Genomic DNA, 15202 nt, shown 5'->3' on the forward strand with positions numbered 1-15202 from the left:
GTCAGCACGCAGACGGCGGCGCCGCTGGCCATCTCCAGCACCTGACGCAGCCCGTCGAGGCCCTGCGCGTCGGGCAGGCCCAGGTCGAGCAGGACGCAGTCGACGCCCATCACGCGCTGCCGGGCCTCGCTGAGGCTGGTCGCCACCAGCAGGTCGATCATCGAGTTGGTCTCGGCGAGCAGCTCGCCGACCAGGAAGGCGTCGCCCTCGTCGTCCTCCACCAGCAGCACCCGCAGCCGCTCGCCGGGAGGCAGGTTGGGATGACGTCCCATGCCGCCGTGCGGGTACGGCACGACGGAGGAACCGGCCAGGCCGGTTCCCCGGTGCGGCCGGGTCACCGCCGCGAGACGCGGGAGATCGCTGGTGATGTCGGGCTCCTTCCGAGTGCCCTGCTGATCCTGTATTAGACAACGTTCGCACACAACACGACGGGCTCCGTATGCGCGGGCATGGGTCGGATCACTACGCGGCGAGGGGCAAAGCGGACGTGTGCGCCCTCCCGGCCCGCACCGGGAGTCCCGCCGACGGTCGCCGGGGTGCAGGATGGTGCCCACCTGAGACCCCTCCCGAGGAGACCCCGTGGGCGCAGCCCACACCCGCCCCGCCGACCGCGCGCTGGCCCGGCCCCGTCGCCGGCTGGCCGCCGCCGCGGCGGCGCTCGCCGCACTCGTCGCCGTCGGCGCCGGCACCCTGCTCGACCTGCGCGCCCCCGCGCCACGCCCGGCCGACGCGCCGCCGGGCGAGTTCAGCGCCGCCCGGGCGTACGCGCACGTCGAGGTCGTCGCCGCGCGGACGCACGTGGCGGGCAGCCCGGCGAACGACCAGGTACGCGCGCACGTCGAGGGGGTGCTGCGCGGCCTCGGCCTGGAGACCGAGGTGCAGGACACCGTCGCGCCCGAGGCCGGCCAGCTCAGCGGGGCCGCCGGCGGGGCCACCCTTGCCCGGGTCCGCAACGTGGTGGCCCGGCTGCCCGGCACCGACCCCACCGGTAAGGTCTTCCTCGTCGCGCACTACGACTCGGTGCAGTCCGGGCCGGGCGGCAACGACGACGCCGCCGGCACCTCGGCCATCCTGGAGGTGGCCCGCGCGCTGGCCGCCGGTCCCCGGCCGCGCAACGACATCGTCTTCGTGCTGACCGACGCCGAGGAGGCGTGCCTGTGCGGGGCGGCGGCGTTCGCGTCCAGCCACCCGCTGGCCGCCGACGGCGGCGTGGTGCTCAACCTGGAGGCGCGCGGCTCCACCGGCCCGGTGATCATGTTCGAGACGTCGCGGGACAACGCCGCCCTGGTGGGCGCCTTCGGCCGGGCCGCGCCGCACCCCGTGGGCACCTCGTTCGCCGTGGAGATCTACCGCGCGCTGCCCAACGACACGGACTTCACCGCGTTCCTGGACAACGACTTCGTCGGGCTGAACTCGGCGTACATCGACGGCGGGGCGATCTACCACACGCCGCTGGACACCCCCGCCGCCATGGACCGGGCCAGCCTCCAGCACCATGGCGACAACGCCCTCGGCCTGGCCCGCGAGTTCGGCCGGGTCGACCTGACCGCGCTGGACTCCGGGCACGACGCCACCTACTTCCCCGTCCCGGGCGGGCTGGTCCGCTACCCCGGCTGGCTGGTGCTGCCCCTGGCGCTGCTCGCGCTCGTCGCCGTGGTGGCCCTCGGCTGGCTCACCCTGCGGCGGGGTCGCGCCACCGGGGGCCGGCTCGCCGCCGGGTTCGGGCTGGCGCTGCTGCCGCTGGTGCTCGCCCCGCTCGCCGCGCAGCTACTCTGGGCGGCGGTCACCGCGCTCCGGCCCGGCTACGCCGAGTTGCTCGACCCGTACCGGCCGACCTGGTACCGGCTGGCCGTGGTGGCGCTCGCCGCCGCCGTCCTGTTCACCTGGTACGCCCTCACCCGCCGCCGGGTCGGCCCGGCGGCGCTCGCCATCGGCGGGCTGGGCTGGCTGGCCGTGCTCGGGGTGCTGCTCGCCGTGCTGGTGCCCGGCGGGGCGTACCTCGTCACCCTCCCGGCCCTGGCCGGCGCGGTGGCCGGGCTGGTCGCGCTGAGCGTGCGGATCGACGGTCCGTGGCCGGTGGTCGCGTCGACCCTGGCCGCCGCGGTGGCCGTGGTGATCCTGCTGCCCACCGTCGTCCTGCTCTTCCCGGCGCTCGGCATGGCGATGGGCGGGGTCGCGGCGCTGGTCGCGGTGCTGCTCGGCCTCGCCGCGCTGCCGGTGGTCGACCTGCTGCACCCGCAGGCCGGCGGGCAGCGCGGGCTGGTCGCCGTGCGCGCGCGCCGGCTCGGCGCGCTGCCGGCCGCCGCCACCGCGCTGGCGGCCGTCGTCCTCGCCGGGGTCGGGTTCGCCGTCGACCGCTTCGACGCCGCGCACCCCGCGCCCACCCACCTGATGTACGCCCTCGACGCCGGCACCGGCCAGGCCCGCTGGCTCAGCCACGAGGAGGACCCCCAGCCCTGGACCGACGGCTACGTCGACGGGGTGACCGAGGTCGCCGACTTCCCCGGCCTCGGCGACGCCGAGCTGCGCGCCGGCCCGGCGCAGGCGGCGGACCTGCCCGCCCCCAAGCTGGAGGTGCTCGCCGACACCACCGCCGGCACCGGGCGCACCCTGCGCCTGCGGCTCGTCCCGCAACGCCAGGTCCGGCTGACCACCCTGCACGTGGACGCGGCGACGGCGACGGTGCTGCGGGCGGAGGTGGCCGGCCGCACGGTGCCGGTGGAGGCCCGGGAGGGTCGGTGGGGCTTCGGCCTGGTCTTCCACGCCCCGCCGCCGGAGGGGATCGAGGTGACGCTGACCGTCACGCCGAAGGCGGGGCAGGTGGCGCTGCGCGCGATGGACGCCAGCGACGGCCTGGACGCCCTGCCCGGCTTCCGGCCGCGCCCGCCGGACGTGGGGATCGTGGGCTCGCACAGCTCGGAGATGCTGGCCGTGGCCCGCACCTATCCGCTGTAGCCGGCGCGGCGGCGCGGGCCCCGGAAGGACCGCCGGCCCGCGCCGCCTCCCTCGGCGGCGCTACCGGTCCGGGCCGGGTTCCTCGCGCCGCCACGCCAGAAGCCGGCGGTACGCCGCCACGCCGTCGGGTACCCAGTCCCATTCGGTGAGCCGGCGGTCCAGCTCCTCCTCGCTGAGGAAGGCGTGCCACGCGACCTCGGTGGCCTGCGGGTCGACCGGTCCGTCGCAGCGAACCTCGTAGACCGCCGACCACCAGCTGTGCTCCGGCGTGTCGTAGAGGAAGGTGAACAGCGGCGTGGGGTCGGGCAGGCCCGGTACGCCCAACTCCTCCTCCGCCTCGCGCCGCGCCGCCTCGTCGTACGACTCGCCCGCGCCGACCACCCCGCCGACGAACATGTCGTACAGCGACGGGAAGACCAGCTTCCGGTCGGTGCGACGGTGCACGAAGATCTCCCCCGCCGCGTTGCGCACCAGGACGAACGCGCAGCGGTGCCGGAGCCTGCGGGCGTACACGTCGCCGCGCCGGGCCTGACCCACCACCCGGTCGTGCTCGTCCACGACGTCCAGCAGTTCACCCGCCGACAGCGGCGCGTCCTCGACCATGTCGTGGGCCACTACTTCCAGCGGAAGTGGACGAAGAGGCGGCCGAAGTTCTTCGAGTCCTTCTCGACGCGGTGGTAGAGCTGCTTGACGTCCTTCTGGTCGAGGAAGCGCAGCACCCGCTTCTTGAGCTGGCCGGAGCCCTTGCCGGGGATGATCTCGACGAGGGTGGCCTTCTTCGCCACCGCCTCGTCCATGATCCCGCGCAGGGCCCGGTCGATGTCCTGGCCCTTGTTGAAGATGTCGTGCAGGTCCAGCTTCAGCTTCATCGCGCACCCGCCGGCAGCTCAGGTCCCATGACGCCGATGGTAGGCGCCCCGCGGCGTCCGCCGCGACGCCCGGTGATCAGGACGGCACGGACCTTACCCGGCAGTTTTGTGGTCCATGGCGTCCTGATCACCTCGCGCCTGGCGTTGCGCGTTCCGTCATGGGGACGCGGGCGGGGCAGCTCTGCCGAGCTGCCCCGCCCCGTGCGTCCGCTCTGTCAGCGACCGCCCTCGACCCGGGCCTGCACCCGGTCCAGGGCGACGCGGTAGTCGTCGTTGCCGCTGTGCATGGCCGCCGCGATGCGCAGGTGCCGCAGCGCGTCGGCGTGCCGGTTGAGCCGCTCCAGCGTGCGGCCCAGCACGTGGTGGGCGTAGTGGTCGGCGGGGTCCCGGTCGATCAGCTCCCGCAGCTGCGCCTCGGCCCGGTTGAGCTGGGCCGACTGGAAGTACGCACGGGCGAGCAGCTGGCGTACCGAGGCGTTGCCGGGCTCGGCCGCCACGATCGGTTCGAGCAGCCGGGCAGCCCCGGTCGGGTCACCGGCCTCGAAGAACATGGTCGCCCGCCGGTACTCGGCCAGAAGGTCCATCCGACCCACCCCCTCGTGTCGCGCCACTGCCCCGACGCTGGCACAACATCCGCCGTACCGCGACTGTTCCCGGCCGGGGACCGCCGGCTCCGGGCGGCGATCGCGGCGTCACCGCAGCCGGCGGCAGACAACGGGAGGCGGCTCAGGTGGCGGCGCCGTGCCGGCCGGCGGCCAGCTCCCAGGCGCGGACGCCACCGACGATGCCGGCGGTGTTGGGCACCACCACCACGTCGTCGCCCATCCGGGCGAGCTGCTCGGGGCGGATCAGCCGGGAGTTGCCGCCGCCCAGGTAGAGCCGGTCCCAGCGGAACACCGGGCGCAGCCCGTCCACGACCTGGCGGATGCGGCGGGACCAGAACGCGTCCCCGAGCCGGCGCCGCTCCGGCTCCCCCACGTACGTGTCGTAGGTGGTGTTCCAGCGCACCGGGGCGTGGGACAGCTCCAGGTGCGGGGCGAGCACCCCGCCGTCGAAGAGCGCGCTGCCCAGCCCGGTGCCGAGGGTCAGCACCAGCTCGCAGCCGGTCCCGGCGACCACCCCGGCCCCGTGCACCTCGGCGTCGTTGAGCACCAGCGCCGGCACCCCGAACGCCTCGGCGAGCGCGGTCCGCGCGTCGTACCCGGACCACTGGGCGACCAGCCCGGGGTCGACCTTCGAACGCGGGCCGGAGCGGGTCACGTAGTGCGGGGTGGCGACCACCACCCCGTGCCGGATCATGCCCGGCAGGCCGACGGTGAGCCGGTCCGCCGTGGGTAACCGGCCGGCCAGGCCCAGCAGCGTCTTGACGAAGAGCGCCGGCGGCAGGGGGTACGGCGTGGGTACCCGCAGCGGCTGCGCGCGCATCGTGCCCGCCTCGTCCAGCACCGATGCCTTGATCCCGCCGCCGCCACAGTCGATCGCCAGAGTGGTCACCACCCGAGCAGTGTGCCGCGTACCTCGGGGGCGTGGAGCACGGGTGGGCGATCGGGGCGGGATAGGGTCGGGCACTGATGAGCGCGACGATGATCGTCAAGGGGCTGGCCGCGGGGCACGGGGACCGGGCGCTGTTCGCCGGGCTGGACCTGGTGGTCGCACCGGGGGACGTGGTGGGGCTGGTCGGGCCGAACGGGGCGGGCAAATCGACGCTGCTGCGTACCCTCGCCGGACTGCTGCCGGTGGAGGCCGGCAGCGTGACGCTCAGCCCGCCCACGGCGAGCGTCGGGCACCTGCCGCAGGAGCCCGAGCGGCGGCCCGGCGAGACCGTGCGGGACTTCCTGGCCCGGCGCACCGGGGTCACCGCCGCGCAGGCCGCGCTGGACGCGGCGACGGTCGCGCTCACCGACGGCGCGCCCGGCGCCGACGACGCCTACGCCGAGTCCCTGGAGCGCTGGCTCGCCCTCGGCGGGGCGGACCTGGAGGAACGGGCCGAGCAGGTGGCCGCCGAGTTGGGCCTCACCGTCGACCTGGAGCACCCGATGACCGGCCTCTCCGGCGGTCAGGCGGCCCGGGCCGGGCTGGCCTCGCTGCTGCTCAGCCGCTACGACGTCTTCCTGCTCGACGAGCCGACCAACGACCTGGACCTGGCCGGCCTGGAGCGGCTGGAGGAGTTCGTCACCGGGCTGCGCGCCGGCACGGTGCTGGTCAGCCACGACCGGGAGTTCCTCGCCCGCACGGTCACCCGCGTGCTGGAGCTGGACCTGCACCAGCAGCAGATCCGGCACTACGGCGGCGGCTACGCGGGCTACCTGGAGGAACGCGAGGTGGCCCGCCGGCACGCGCGCGAGGACTACGAGGAGTACGCCGACACCCGGGCCGGCCTGGAGGCGCGCGCCCGCACCCAGCGGTCCTGGATGGAGAAGGGCGTGAAGAACGCCCGCCGCAAGGCCACCGACAACGACAAGATCGGCCGCAAGTTCCGTGCGGAGGCGACCGAGAAGCAGGCGGCCAAGGCCAAGCAGACCGAGCGGCTGATCGAGCGCCTGGAGGTGGTCGAGGAGCCGCGCAAGGAGTGGGAGCTGCGGATGGAGATCGCCGCCGCGCCCCGCGCCGGCGCCGTCGTGGCCTCGCTGCGCGACGCCGTCGTACGCCGGGGCGACTTCACCCTCGGCCCGGTGACCCTCCAGATCGACTGGGCCGACAAGGTGGCGGTGACCGGGGCGAACGGCTCCGGCAAGTCCACCCTGCTCGCCGCCCTGCTGGGCCGACTCCCCCTCGACTCCGGGCACGCCGCGCTCGGCCCTGGCGTGGTGGTCGGCGAGGTGGACCAGGCCCGGGGCCTGTTCCTCGGCGACGTGCCGCTGATCGACGCGTTCGGCGCCGCCGTACCGCAGCTGTCGCCGGCGGACGCGCGCACGCTGCTGGCCAAGTTCGGCCTGCGCGCGGGGCACGTGCTGCGGCCGGCGGCGACCCTGTCGCCGGGCGAGCGGACCCGGGCGGCGCTGGCGCTGCTCCAGGGGCGCGGGGTGAACCTGCTGGTGCTCGACGAGCCGACGAACCACCTGGACCTGCCCGCCATCGAGCAGCTGGAATCGGCGCTGGCCAGCTACCCGGGCACGCTGCTGCTGGTCACCCACGACCGGCGGATGCTCGACGCCGTGACCACCAACCGGCGGCTGCGGGTGGCCGCCGGACGGATCGCCGAGGATTGATCCGTGCCGACCAGCTCGCGGCGGGTGAGAATGACTCCATGCTCAAGTGGGAGTACGCGCTGCTGGTCCGCCGCCGCCAGGCGGCCACCACCGACATCGGCTGGGAGATCGTCTTCGTCTGGTACGGCCCGGATGGCTCCATGGTCGACGTGACGCCCTACGGCGACACCGCGCTGGCCCACCTCAACCGGGCCGGTGACCAGGGCTGGGAGCTGGTCGCGATGAGCGAGGACCCGTCCCTGCCGGGCAACAGCGAGCTGCACCGCTACCACCTCAAGCGGCCCAAGCCGGCCGCCCCGCCGCCCCGGCAGCGGATCCGCGGCGGCGGACGCCCCCGGCGGACGATCGGCGGCTGACCGGCCCCACCCCTTGGGACGTCCGGGCATAACGGACGGGGATCCGGGTAACGGCCGGCGGGAGGTGGCCCGGATGGTCGCGCTGGCACAGCACCCGCCCTCGGCCGAGCGGCTGCGGGCGGTCGACGGATTCCTCGCCGAGGCGTGGGTCGACCAGGCCCGCCACGACGACCGGCTGCGCGACCTCGCGGTCGAGGTGCGCTTCGACCGGGGGGTGGCCCACCTCAGCGGGGAGGTCGCCGGGCAGGACGAGCTGCGCCTGGTCCGGGACCGGGTCGGCCGCCTCGCCGGGGTGCTCGGCGTCTGGTGCCGGGTACGCGTCGGCGGGCGCGACCCGGTGGTGGTCGACCTGGGCTGCGGCGCCACCAAGCAGTGGCCGGGCAACCTGGGGCTGGACCTCTTCCCGGCCCCGGGGGTGGACGCGGTGGCGGACCTGTCCGGCTCGCTGCCGCTGGCCGACGACTCGGTGGACGTCTTCTTCGCGGTGCACATCCTGGAGCACCTGATCGACTTCCTGCCGCTGGTCGACGAGTGCCACCGGGCGCTCCGGCCGGGCGGCGTGCTGCACGTGATGAGCCCGTGGTGGCGACACGTGAACGCCGTCGCCGACCCGACCCACGTCCGGCTGCTCGACGTGCAGACGGTCAAGGGCATCTGCCTGCAACGCCCGCCGGGCACCCCGCGCTGGTATCCGCTGCACGTCGGCTGCGACGGCGCCTCGATCTTCGCCGACCTCACCCCGCTGCCCCCGGACGCGGACGGCCCCACCCCGGCCCACCTGGCCCGCTTCTTCGACTGACCTAACCCACCCTCTTTCGGGGGGTCAGCGGCCCAGGGTGCTCTCGCGGGGGGTCAGGCGCCAGGGGGCGGAGAGTTCCCTCGGCGGGGCGGTGCGGTCGCCGTCGATGCGGCCGGCGAGCAGTTCCACCGCCAGCCGGGCGATGCGCTCCTTGTCCGGCGCGATGGTGCTCAGGGTGGGCACGGAGAAGCGGCCGTCCTCGATGTCGTCGAAACCGGCCACCGCCACGTCCTCGGGGACCCGCAGGCCCGCCTCGTGCAGGGCGCGCAGGACCCCCAGGGCGAGGGTGTCGTTGAAGCAGAAGACCGCGTCGGGGCGTACGCCGGAGGTCAGCAGGCCGCGCATCGCGGCCGCGCCGTCCGCGCGGTGCCAGGCCGGCGCGGGCGCCACCAGCCGTTCGTCGTACGCGAGGCCGGCGTCGGCGAGCGCGGCGGTGTAGCCGGCGAGCCGGAGCCGGGCGCTGGCCCCCTCGGGGGTGCGCTGCGAGCCGATGGCGGCGATCCGGCGACGGCCGAGACCGGCCAGGTGGGCGGTGATCTCCCGGGCGGCGCTCACGTTGTCGATCCCGACGTGGTCGGCGGGACCGTGGTCGACCCGCTCGCCGAGCAGCACCATCGGGGTGCCCGCCAGCCCGGTGAGGTCCTCGGCGGTGAGCGCCAGCGGGCTGAAGATCAGCCCGTCGATGAGGTGCTCGGTGATGCCGGACGCGACCACCCGCTCCTGCTCCCGACCGCCGCCGGTCTGGTCGATCAGCACCGTCCAGCCCAGCTCGGCCGCGGCCGTGACGACGTGCCGGGCCAGCTCGGCGAAGTAGGGGATGTCCAACTCGGGGACCGCGAACGCGATGACGCCGGTGCGCCCCTTGCGGAGATTGCGCGCGGAGAGATTGGGCCGGTAGTTCAGCTCGGCGATGGCCTCCTCGACCCGGGCCCGGGTGTCGGGCCGGACGTGCACGTAGCCGTTGACCACGTTGGAGACGGTCTTCACCGACACACCGGCCCGCTCCGCCACGTCCTTGAGCCTGTGCCGCACCACGTCGCCCTCCCCCATGGGTGCGCACTTTACCGCGTAGGGGCCTCTTTACAACGTTGCTTACAACGTTGTACAAACCAGGAGCACCAGGTGACCACGGTCACCCGGGACCGGCAACGAGGAAAGGTGGCAACCCTTGCGGACCGCGCAGCTCACCATCGACCCGGCCTTCGCCGTCGGACCGGCCGACCGGCGGCTCTTCGGCTCGTTCGTCGAGCACATGGGCCGCTGCGTCTACGGCGGGGTCTACGAGCCCGGGCACCCCGCCGCGGACTCGCGCGGGCTGCGCCGCGACGTGCTGGAGCTGACCCGGGAGCTGGGCATCTCCGTGGTCCGTTACCCCGGCGGCAACTTCGTCTCCGGCTACCGCTGGGAGGACGGCGTCGGCCCGGTCGGTGACCGCCCCCGCCGGCTCGACCTGGCCTGGAAGACCATCGAGACCAACGCCTTCGGGCTCGACGAATTCATGACCTGGGCCGCCGAGGCGGGCGTCGAGCCGATGATGGCCGTCAACCTCGGCACCCGGGGCGTGCAGGAGGCCTGCGACCTGCTGGAGTACACGAACCATCCGGGCGGGACCCAGCTGTCCGACCTGCGCCGCAAGCACGGCGCCGAGCAGCCGTACGGGGTGCGGCTCTGGTGCCTGGGCAACGAGCTGGACGGCCCGTGGCAGGTCGGCCACAAGACCGCCGACGAGTACGGCCGGCTGGCCGCCGAGACCGCCCGGGCCATGAAGATGATCGACCCGTCGATCAGCCTGGTCGCCTGCGGCAGCTCCAACCGGACGATGTCCACCTTCGCCTCCTGGGAGGCGACCGTGCTGGAGCACACCTACGAGCACGTCGACTACATCTCCGCGCACACCTACTACGACCCGTCCGACGGCGACCGGGCCAGCATCCTGGCCTCCGCCGTCGACATGGACAACTTCATCCGCGAGGTCGTCGCCACCGCCGACCACGTGGCCGCCAAGCAGCGGCACCGGCGGAAGCTCAAGATCTCCTTCGACGAGTGGAACGTCTGGTACCAGTCCCGCCTCCAGGCCGACCTGGACCGGCGCGGCTGGGTCGAGGCACCGGCGCTGATCGAGGACGACTTCACCGCCGTCGACGCGGTGGTGGTCGGCGACCTGCTGATCACCCTGCTCCGGCACGCCGACCGGGTCGGGGTGGCCTGCCAGGCCCAGCTCGCCAACGTCATCGCCCCGATCCGCACCCGCACCGGCGGTCCCGCCTGGCGGCAGAGCATCTTCCACCCGTTCGCGCTGACCGCCCGGCACGCCCGCGGCACGGTGCTGCGTACCGAGCCGGTCGGCCCGACCTACGAGACGAAGCGGTACGGCGAGGTCCCGGTGCTCGACACGGTCGCCGTGCACGACGAGGAGACCGGCGAGCTGACCGTCTTCGCGGTCAACCGGGGCGACACGGACCTGGAGCTGCACCTCGACCTGCGCGGCCTCGCAGGACTATCCGCTTCATCCCACCTGAGCCTCGCCGCCGGGGACGACCCGACGGCGACGAACACCGAGGCCGAGCCCGACCGGGTGACGCCCCGGCAGCTGCCCGACCCCACCACCGACGGCGGCCGGTGCTCCGTGCGCCTTCCGGCCGTCTCCTGGAACGTGCTGCGCTTCTCCCCCGTCGGTGGCTGACACCGCACCGGTCCTGAGCAGGCACAATTCATCCCGTCCCCCAAGGAGCAGAATCCCCATGATGCAGAACGAAATGAGCCGGCGGCGCCTGCTCAGCCTCGGCCTCGGGCTCGGCGCCGCGGCCTCGCTGACCCTGGCCGGTTGCGGCGGCGGCGACGACGACGCGGGCCCGGCGGCCGGCAACGGCGGCAAGGACTACACCGGCCCGAAGGTGGACCTGAAGCTGTGGAACGGCTTCACCGGCGGCGACGGCGACATCTTCAAGGCGCTGGTGACCCAGTTCAACACCGAGCACCAGAACATCGCCGTCTCGATCGCCACGTACCAGTGGGAGGACTACTACAACAAGCTCCCCGGCGCGGCCTCCAGCGGCGCCGGCCCGGACATCGCGGTCATGCACATGGACCAGCTCGCCACGTTCGCCGCGCGCGGCGTGATCACCGAGCTGGACGACGTCGCCAAGACCCTGGAACTCTCCGAGGGCGACTTCGCCCCCACCGTCTGGAAGGGCGGGCTCTACAACTCCAAGCGGTACGGCATCCCGCTGGACATGCACCCCCTCGGCTTCTACTACAACAAGGGGGTCATGCAGAAGGCCGGGCTGGACCCGAACAAGCCGCCGACGACGAAGGACGAGTACACCGCCGCGCTGACCGAGCTGAAGAAGTCCGGTGTGCAGGGCTTCTGGGTCAGCCCGTTCCAGTTCACCGGCGGCATGACCTTCTACTCCCTGCTGCACCAGTGGGGCGGCAGCGTCTTCGACGCCGAGGCCACCAAGGCCACCTTCAACTCCGACCAGGCCGTCGAGGCGTGCACCTGGCTGACCGACCTGATCAGGCAGGGCCACTCCCCGGCCAACGTCGGCCAGGACGCCGACTACCTGGCCTTCAAGAGCGGCAAGAACGCCTTCAACTGGAACGGCATCTGGCAGATCAACGACCTGAAGAAGAGCCCGGACATCCAGTGGGGCGTCGCGCCCCTGCCGCAGATCGGCACGCAGCCGGCCGCCTGGGCCAACTCGCACAACTTCACGATCGTCAAGCAGCGGGCCAACGACGCCAACAAGGTCTCCGCGGCGAAGGTCTTCATCAACTGGCTCAGCCAGCACTCCCTCGACTGGGCCAAGGGCGGCCAGGTCCCGGCCCGCAAGGCCGTGCGGGAGAGCGCCGACTTCAAGGCGCTGGCCGAGGTCAACGCGCTCGCCCCCGAGTTGGAGTACGCGGCCTTCCCGCCGGCGGCCCCGGGCCTCGGTGAGGTCATGACGACCTTCTACAACTCGTTCAACGAGGCGGCGCTGGGCAAGAAGTCGCCGAAGCAGGCGCTGGACGACGGGGTGACCAAGGCGAACAAGCAGCTGGAGGACAACCGCAAGAAGTACGGGAGCTGAGTTCCCGTGGCGGACGTGATCGAGGCGGGGGCGGCGCGTGCTGACGCGCCGCCCCCGGCGGCCGACGCCGCCCGCCGGGGCGCCCGGGCGGGCCGGGCCGGGCGGGCGACGCCGTACCTCTTCCTCGCCCCGTACCTGCTGCTGTTCGGGGTCTTCGGCCTGCTGCCGATCCTGCTCGGCCTCTGGCTCAGCGTGCACCAGTGGGACTTCCAGCTGCCCAACCGGCCCTTCGTCGGGCTGGACAACTACAAGGAACTCTTCTCCAGCGACTCGGCCGTCTACGGCGACTGGTGGCAGAGCGTCCGGGCGACGGCGATCTTCACCGTCTTCGCGGTGCCGCTGCTGGTGGTCGTCCCGCTCGGGCTGGCGCTGCTGCTGAACCGGTCGTTCCCGGGCCGGACCTTCTTCCGGGCGATCTACTTCGCGCCGTACGTGCTGGGCGTGGCGGTGATCGGCCTGCTCTGGCGGTTCCTGCTCGACGCCAACCTGGGCCTGGTCAACCGGCTCGCCGGGATGGTCGGGCTGCCGGCCGACACCCCCTGGGTGACGGACGTGCCGTGGGCCTGGGTCTCGCTGGTCGGGGTGACCGTGTGGTGGACCTCCGGCTTCAACGCGGTGATCTACCTGGCCGGGCTCCAGGACATCCCGCAGGAGCTGTACGAGGCGGCGAAGGTGGACGGCGCGAGCGCCTGGGAACGGTTCCGCCACGTCACGCTTCCCGGGCTGCGTCCGGTGCTGCTCTTCGTGATCACCACGACCGTGCTCGCCTCGGCGAACGTGTTCGGTCAGTCGTTCCTGATCACCCAGGGCGCGCCGGGCACGGAGACCCGCACGGTGGTCTGGTTCATCGTCGAGGAGGGGCTGCGGGACAACGACGCCGGCCGCGCCGCCGCGATGAGCATCGTGTTCGCGCTGATGCTGGCGGTCGTGAGCATCGCCAACTTCCGCCTCTTCCGCTACCGGGAAGACTGAGGGGACCGCCATGACGACGCCCACGCGCACCACGCGCGCCCCCGCGCCGACCCGCGCCGGAGCCCCGGGGACCGGCCGCGCCCCGGGGACGGCGCTGCGCCGGACCGCGCTCTACGCCACCCTGGTCGCGCTCGCCCTGGTCTTCCTGCTGCCGCTGGTGTGGATGGTCATCACCTCGCTGAAGACCTACACCGGGGCCCAGCAGATCCCGCCGACCTGGCTGCCGGACCCGATATCCGGGTACGGCTACGAGCAGATCCTGAACAACGCGGCCAACCCCGTGCTGCGCTGGTTCGCCAACAGCATGCTGGCCGCCACCGCGCACGCGCTGCTGGTGCTGGCGACCGCCTCGATGGCCGCGTACGCCCTGGCCCGGATGCGGTTCCGCGGCCGTGGGGTGCTCTTCGCGCTGATCGTCGGGACGCTGTTCATCCCGCCGACCTCGCTGATCATCCCGAACTTCCTGATCGTCGACGAGCTGAACTGGATCGACACCCTGAGCGTGGTGATCGTCCCCGGGGCGGCCAGCGCGTTCGGGGTGTTCTTCCTGCGGCAGTTCTTCCTCTCCCTGCCCCGGGAGCTGGAGGAGGCGGCGGTGCTGGACGGGGCCAACCAGTGGCAGATCTTCTGGAAGGTGGTGCTGCCGCTGTCCAGGCCGGCGCTGGCCACGCTGGCGGTGCTGTCGTTCCTCACCAACTGGAACGACTTCCTCTGGCCGATCTTCGTGCTCTTCAGCCCGGAGACGCTCACCCTGCCGCCGGGCCTGGGCCTGCTCCAGGGCTCCTACGTGACCGACTACCCGGTGATCATGGCGGGGGCGGTGCTGGCCAGCGTGCCGGTGCTGATCCTCTTCGTGCTCGCCCAGCGGCACATCATCCAGGGCGTCTCCCGCAGCGGCCTGAAGGGATGACGGTCGGGACGATCCGGCGGCGCGGCGCGGCGGCGGTGCTCGCCGCCGCGCTGCTCGCCGCCGGTTGCGGTGGTGGAGAAGAACCTTCGAGCACGGGAGACGACGCGCGCATGTTCACCAACCCGGTCGTACGCACCGACGCGCCCGACCCGCAGGCGATCCGGGTGGGCGACACCTGGTACCTGTTCCACACCAACGCCGGCGGGCGCAACGTCCCGGTGCTCACCTCCCGGGACCTGGTCGACTGGGCCCCGGCCGGGGACGCGCTGCCGGAACTGCCGGCCTGGGCGGACGCCGGCAAGACCTGGGCGCCCGAGGCGATCGAACTGGCCCCGGGCCGGTTCGCGCTCTACTACACCGTCGCCGGGCGCGAGTCGGGGCGGCAGTGCGTCGGTCGGGCCGTGGCGAGCGCGCCGCAGGGGCCGTACCGGGACGACTCGACCGGCCCGCTGATCTGCCAGGCGGAGCTGGGCGGCGCGATCGACGCCAGCCCGTTCCGGGACGCCGACGGCAGCCTCTGGCTGCTGTGGAAGAACGACGGCAACGCCATCGGGGTGGACACCTGGATCTGGTCGCAGCGTCTCTCGGACGACGGGCTGCGCCTGGTCGGCGAGCCGACGAAGCTGCTGAAGCAGACCGAGCCGTGGGAGGGCACCCTGATCGAGGGCCCGTTCCTGCACCGGCAGGACGGCAAGCTGTTCCTGTTCTTCGCCGCGAACGCCTACGACCGGGCCGAGTACGCGGAGGGCTACGCGGTCTGCGAGTCGCCGGCCGGGCCGTGCGTGAAGGCCACGGAGAACCCGATCCTGAAGACCAACGAGGTCGCCTCCGGTCCGGGGCACGCCTCGATGGTGGTCAAGGACGGGCGCACCTGGCTGCTCTACCACGCCTGGCCGCCCGGCCAGGAGGGCACCGTCGACCCCGGCCGCCAGGTCTGGCTCGACGAGGTCGTCTGGACCGACGGCAAGCCCGTGGTCAAGGGCCCGACGGCGGGGCCCCAGCAGAGGCCCTGACGGCCGGAGACACCGACAGCGCGGCACCCGACAGGATCGGGTGCCGCGC

General features: G+C 73.3%; 15 protein-coding genes. 9 read left to right on the forward strand and 6 right to left on the reverse strand.

The genetic code is table 11. The features are described from left to right. A partial coding sequence (locus ACFHW0_RS12910) for a response regulator (protein WP_416607530.1) occupies window positions 1-272 on the reverse strand: 272 nt, incomplete at its 3' end. Window positions 273-579: 307 nt separating this feature from the next. On the opposite strand from ACFHW0_RS12910, the gene ACFHW0_RS12915 reads away from it, so the two are divergent. Beyond that, window positions 580-2955 (forward strand): M28 family peptidase, encoded by a 2376-nt coding sequence (locus ACFHW0_RS12915; RefSeq protein WP_416607531.1) that lies wholly within the window; start codon window positions 580-582, stop codon window positions 2953-2955. A 60-nt stretch (window positions 2956-3015) separates the two neighbouring features. On the opposite strand, the gene ACFHW0_RS12920 is transcribed toward ACFHW0_RS12915, so the two are convergent. From ACFHW0_RS12920 to ACFHW0_RS12935, 4 genes are all read right to left on the reverse strand, one after another. Beyond that, window positions 3016-3570, reverse strand: coding sequence for an NUDIX hydrolase (locus ACFHW0_RS12920; protein WP_416607532.1), 555 nt, complete (start codon window positions 3568-3570; stop codon window positions 3016-3018). Beyond that, window positions 3570-3824: a Smr/MutS family protein gene (locus ACFHW0_RS12925; RefSeq protein WP_088987488.1), complete on the reverse strand. Its 255-nt coding sequence runs from the start codon at window positions 3822-3824 to the stop codon at window positions 3570-3572. The genes ACFHW0_RS12920 and ACFHW0_RS12925 overlap by 1 nt, the downstream gene beginning before the upstream one ends. A 215-nt stretch (window positions 3825-4039) precedes the next feature. Next, window positions 4040-4408 carry a tetratricopeptide repeat protein gene (locus ACFHW0_RS12930; RefSeq protein WP_121399958.1) on the reverse strand — a complete coding sequence of 123 codons (369 nt, stop codon included), beginning with the start codon at window positions 4406-4408 and terminating at the stop codon, window positions 4040-4042. Window positions 4409-4550: 142 nt separating this feature from the next. Further along, window positions 4551-5321, reverse strand: a complete 771-nt coding sequence (locus tag ACFHW0_RS12935; protein ID WP_416607533.1) for an ROK family protein — start codon at window positions 5319-5321, stop codon at window positions 4551-4553. Between the two features lie 74 nt (window positions 5322-5395). On the opposite strand from ACFHW0_RS12935, the gene ACFHW0_RS12940 reads away from it, so the two are divergent. The 3 genes from ACFHW0_RS12940 (at window position 5396) to ACFHW0_RS12950 (ending at window position 8188) form a co-directional block, all read left to right on the forward strand. After that, window positions 5396-7033, forward strand: a complete 1638-nt coding sequence (locus ACFHW0_RS12940; RefSeq protein WP_416607534.1) for an ABC-F family ATP-binding cassette domain-containing protein — start codon at window positions 5396-5398, stop codon at window positions 7031-7033. 38 nt (window positions 7034-7071) lie between these two features. Next, window positions 7072-7389, forward strand: a complete 318-nt coding sequence (locus ACFHW0_RS12945) for a hypothetical protein (RefSeq protein WP_121399961.1) — start codon at window positions 7072-7074, stop codon at window positions 7387-7389. 73 nt (window positions 7390-7462) lie between these two features. Continuing rightward, window positions 7463-8188, forward strand: a complete 726-nt coding sequence (locus tag ACFHW0_RS12950; protein ID WP_121399962.1) for a methyltransferase domain-containing protein — start codon at window positions 7463-7465, stop codon at window positions 8186-8188. Window positions 8189-8212: 24 nt separating this feature from the next. On the opposite strand, the gene ACFHW0_RS12955 is transcribed toward ACFHW0_RS12950, so the two are convergent. Beyond that, a complete protein-coding gene (locus ACFHW0_RS12955; protein ID WP_416607717.1) occupies window positions 8213-9220 on the reverse strand; it encodes a LacI family DNA-binding transcriptional regulator in 1008 nt (335 codons plus the stop codon). A 136-nt stretch (window positions 9221-9356) separates the two neighbouring features. Between ACFHW0_RS12955 and ACFHW0_RS12960 the strand changes: the two genes are divergently transcribed. From ACFHW0_RS12960 to ACFHW0_RS12980, 5 genes are read left to right on the forward strand one after another with little or no spacing between them, the layout of a single operon-like run. After that, entirely contained in the window at window positions 9357-10871 is a 1515-nt protein-coding gene (locus ACFHW0_RS12960; RefSeq protein WP_416607535.1) for an alpha-N-arabinofuranosidase, read from the forward strand. Between the two features lie 58 nt (window positions 10872-10929). Continuing rightward, window positions 10930-12258 (forward strand): ABC transporter substrate-binding protein, encoded by a 1329-nt coding sequence (locus ACFHW0_RS12965; RefSeq protein ID WP_416607536.1) that lies wholly within the window; start codon window positions 10930-10932, stop codon window positions 12256-12258. A 6-nt stretch (window positions 12259-12264) separates the two neighbouring features. Beyond that, entirely contained in the window at window positions 12265-13230 is a 966-nt protein-coding gene (locus tag ACFHW0_RS12970) for a carbohydrate ABC transporter permease (protein WP_416607537.1), read from the forward strand. Window positions 13231-13240: 10 nt separating this feature from the next. Next, window positions 13241-14140 carry a carbohydrate ABC transporter permease gene (locus ACFHW0_RS12975; RefSeq protein ID WP_416607538.1) on the forward strand — a complete coding sequence of 300 codons (900 nt, stop codon included), beginning with the start codon at window positions 13241-13243 and terminating at the stop codon, window positions 14138-14140. Next, window positions 14137-15153 (forward strand): glycoside hydrolase family 43 protein, encoded by a 1017-nt coding sequence (locus tag ACFHW0_RS12980; RefSeq protein WP_416607539.1) that lies wholly within the window; start codon window positions 14137-14139, stop codon window positions 15151-15153. The genes ACFHW0_RS12975 and ACFHW0_RS12980 overlap by 4 nt, the downstream gene beginning before the upstream one ends. Window positions 15154-15202 lie beyond the last annotated feature (49 nt).

Origin of the sequence: Micromonospora sp. LOL_025, from assembly GCF_048060285.1 — a bacterium.
Lineage (GTDB): Bacteria > Actinomycetota > Actinomycetes > Mycobacteriales > Micromonosporaceae > Micromonospora.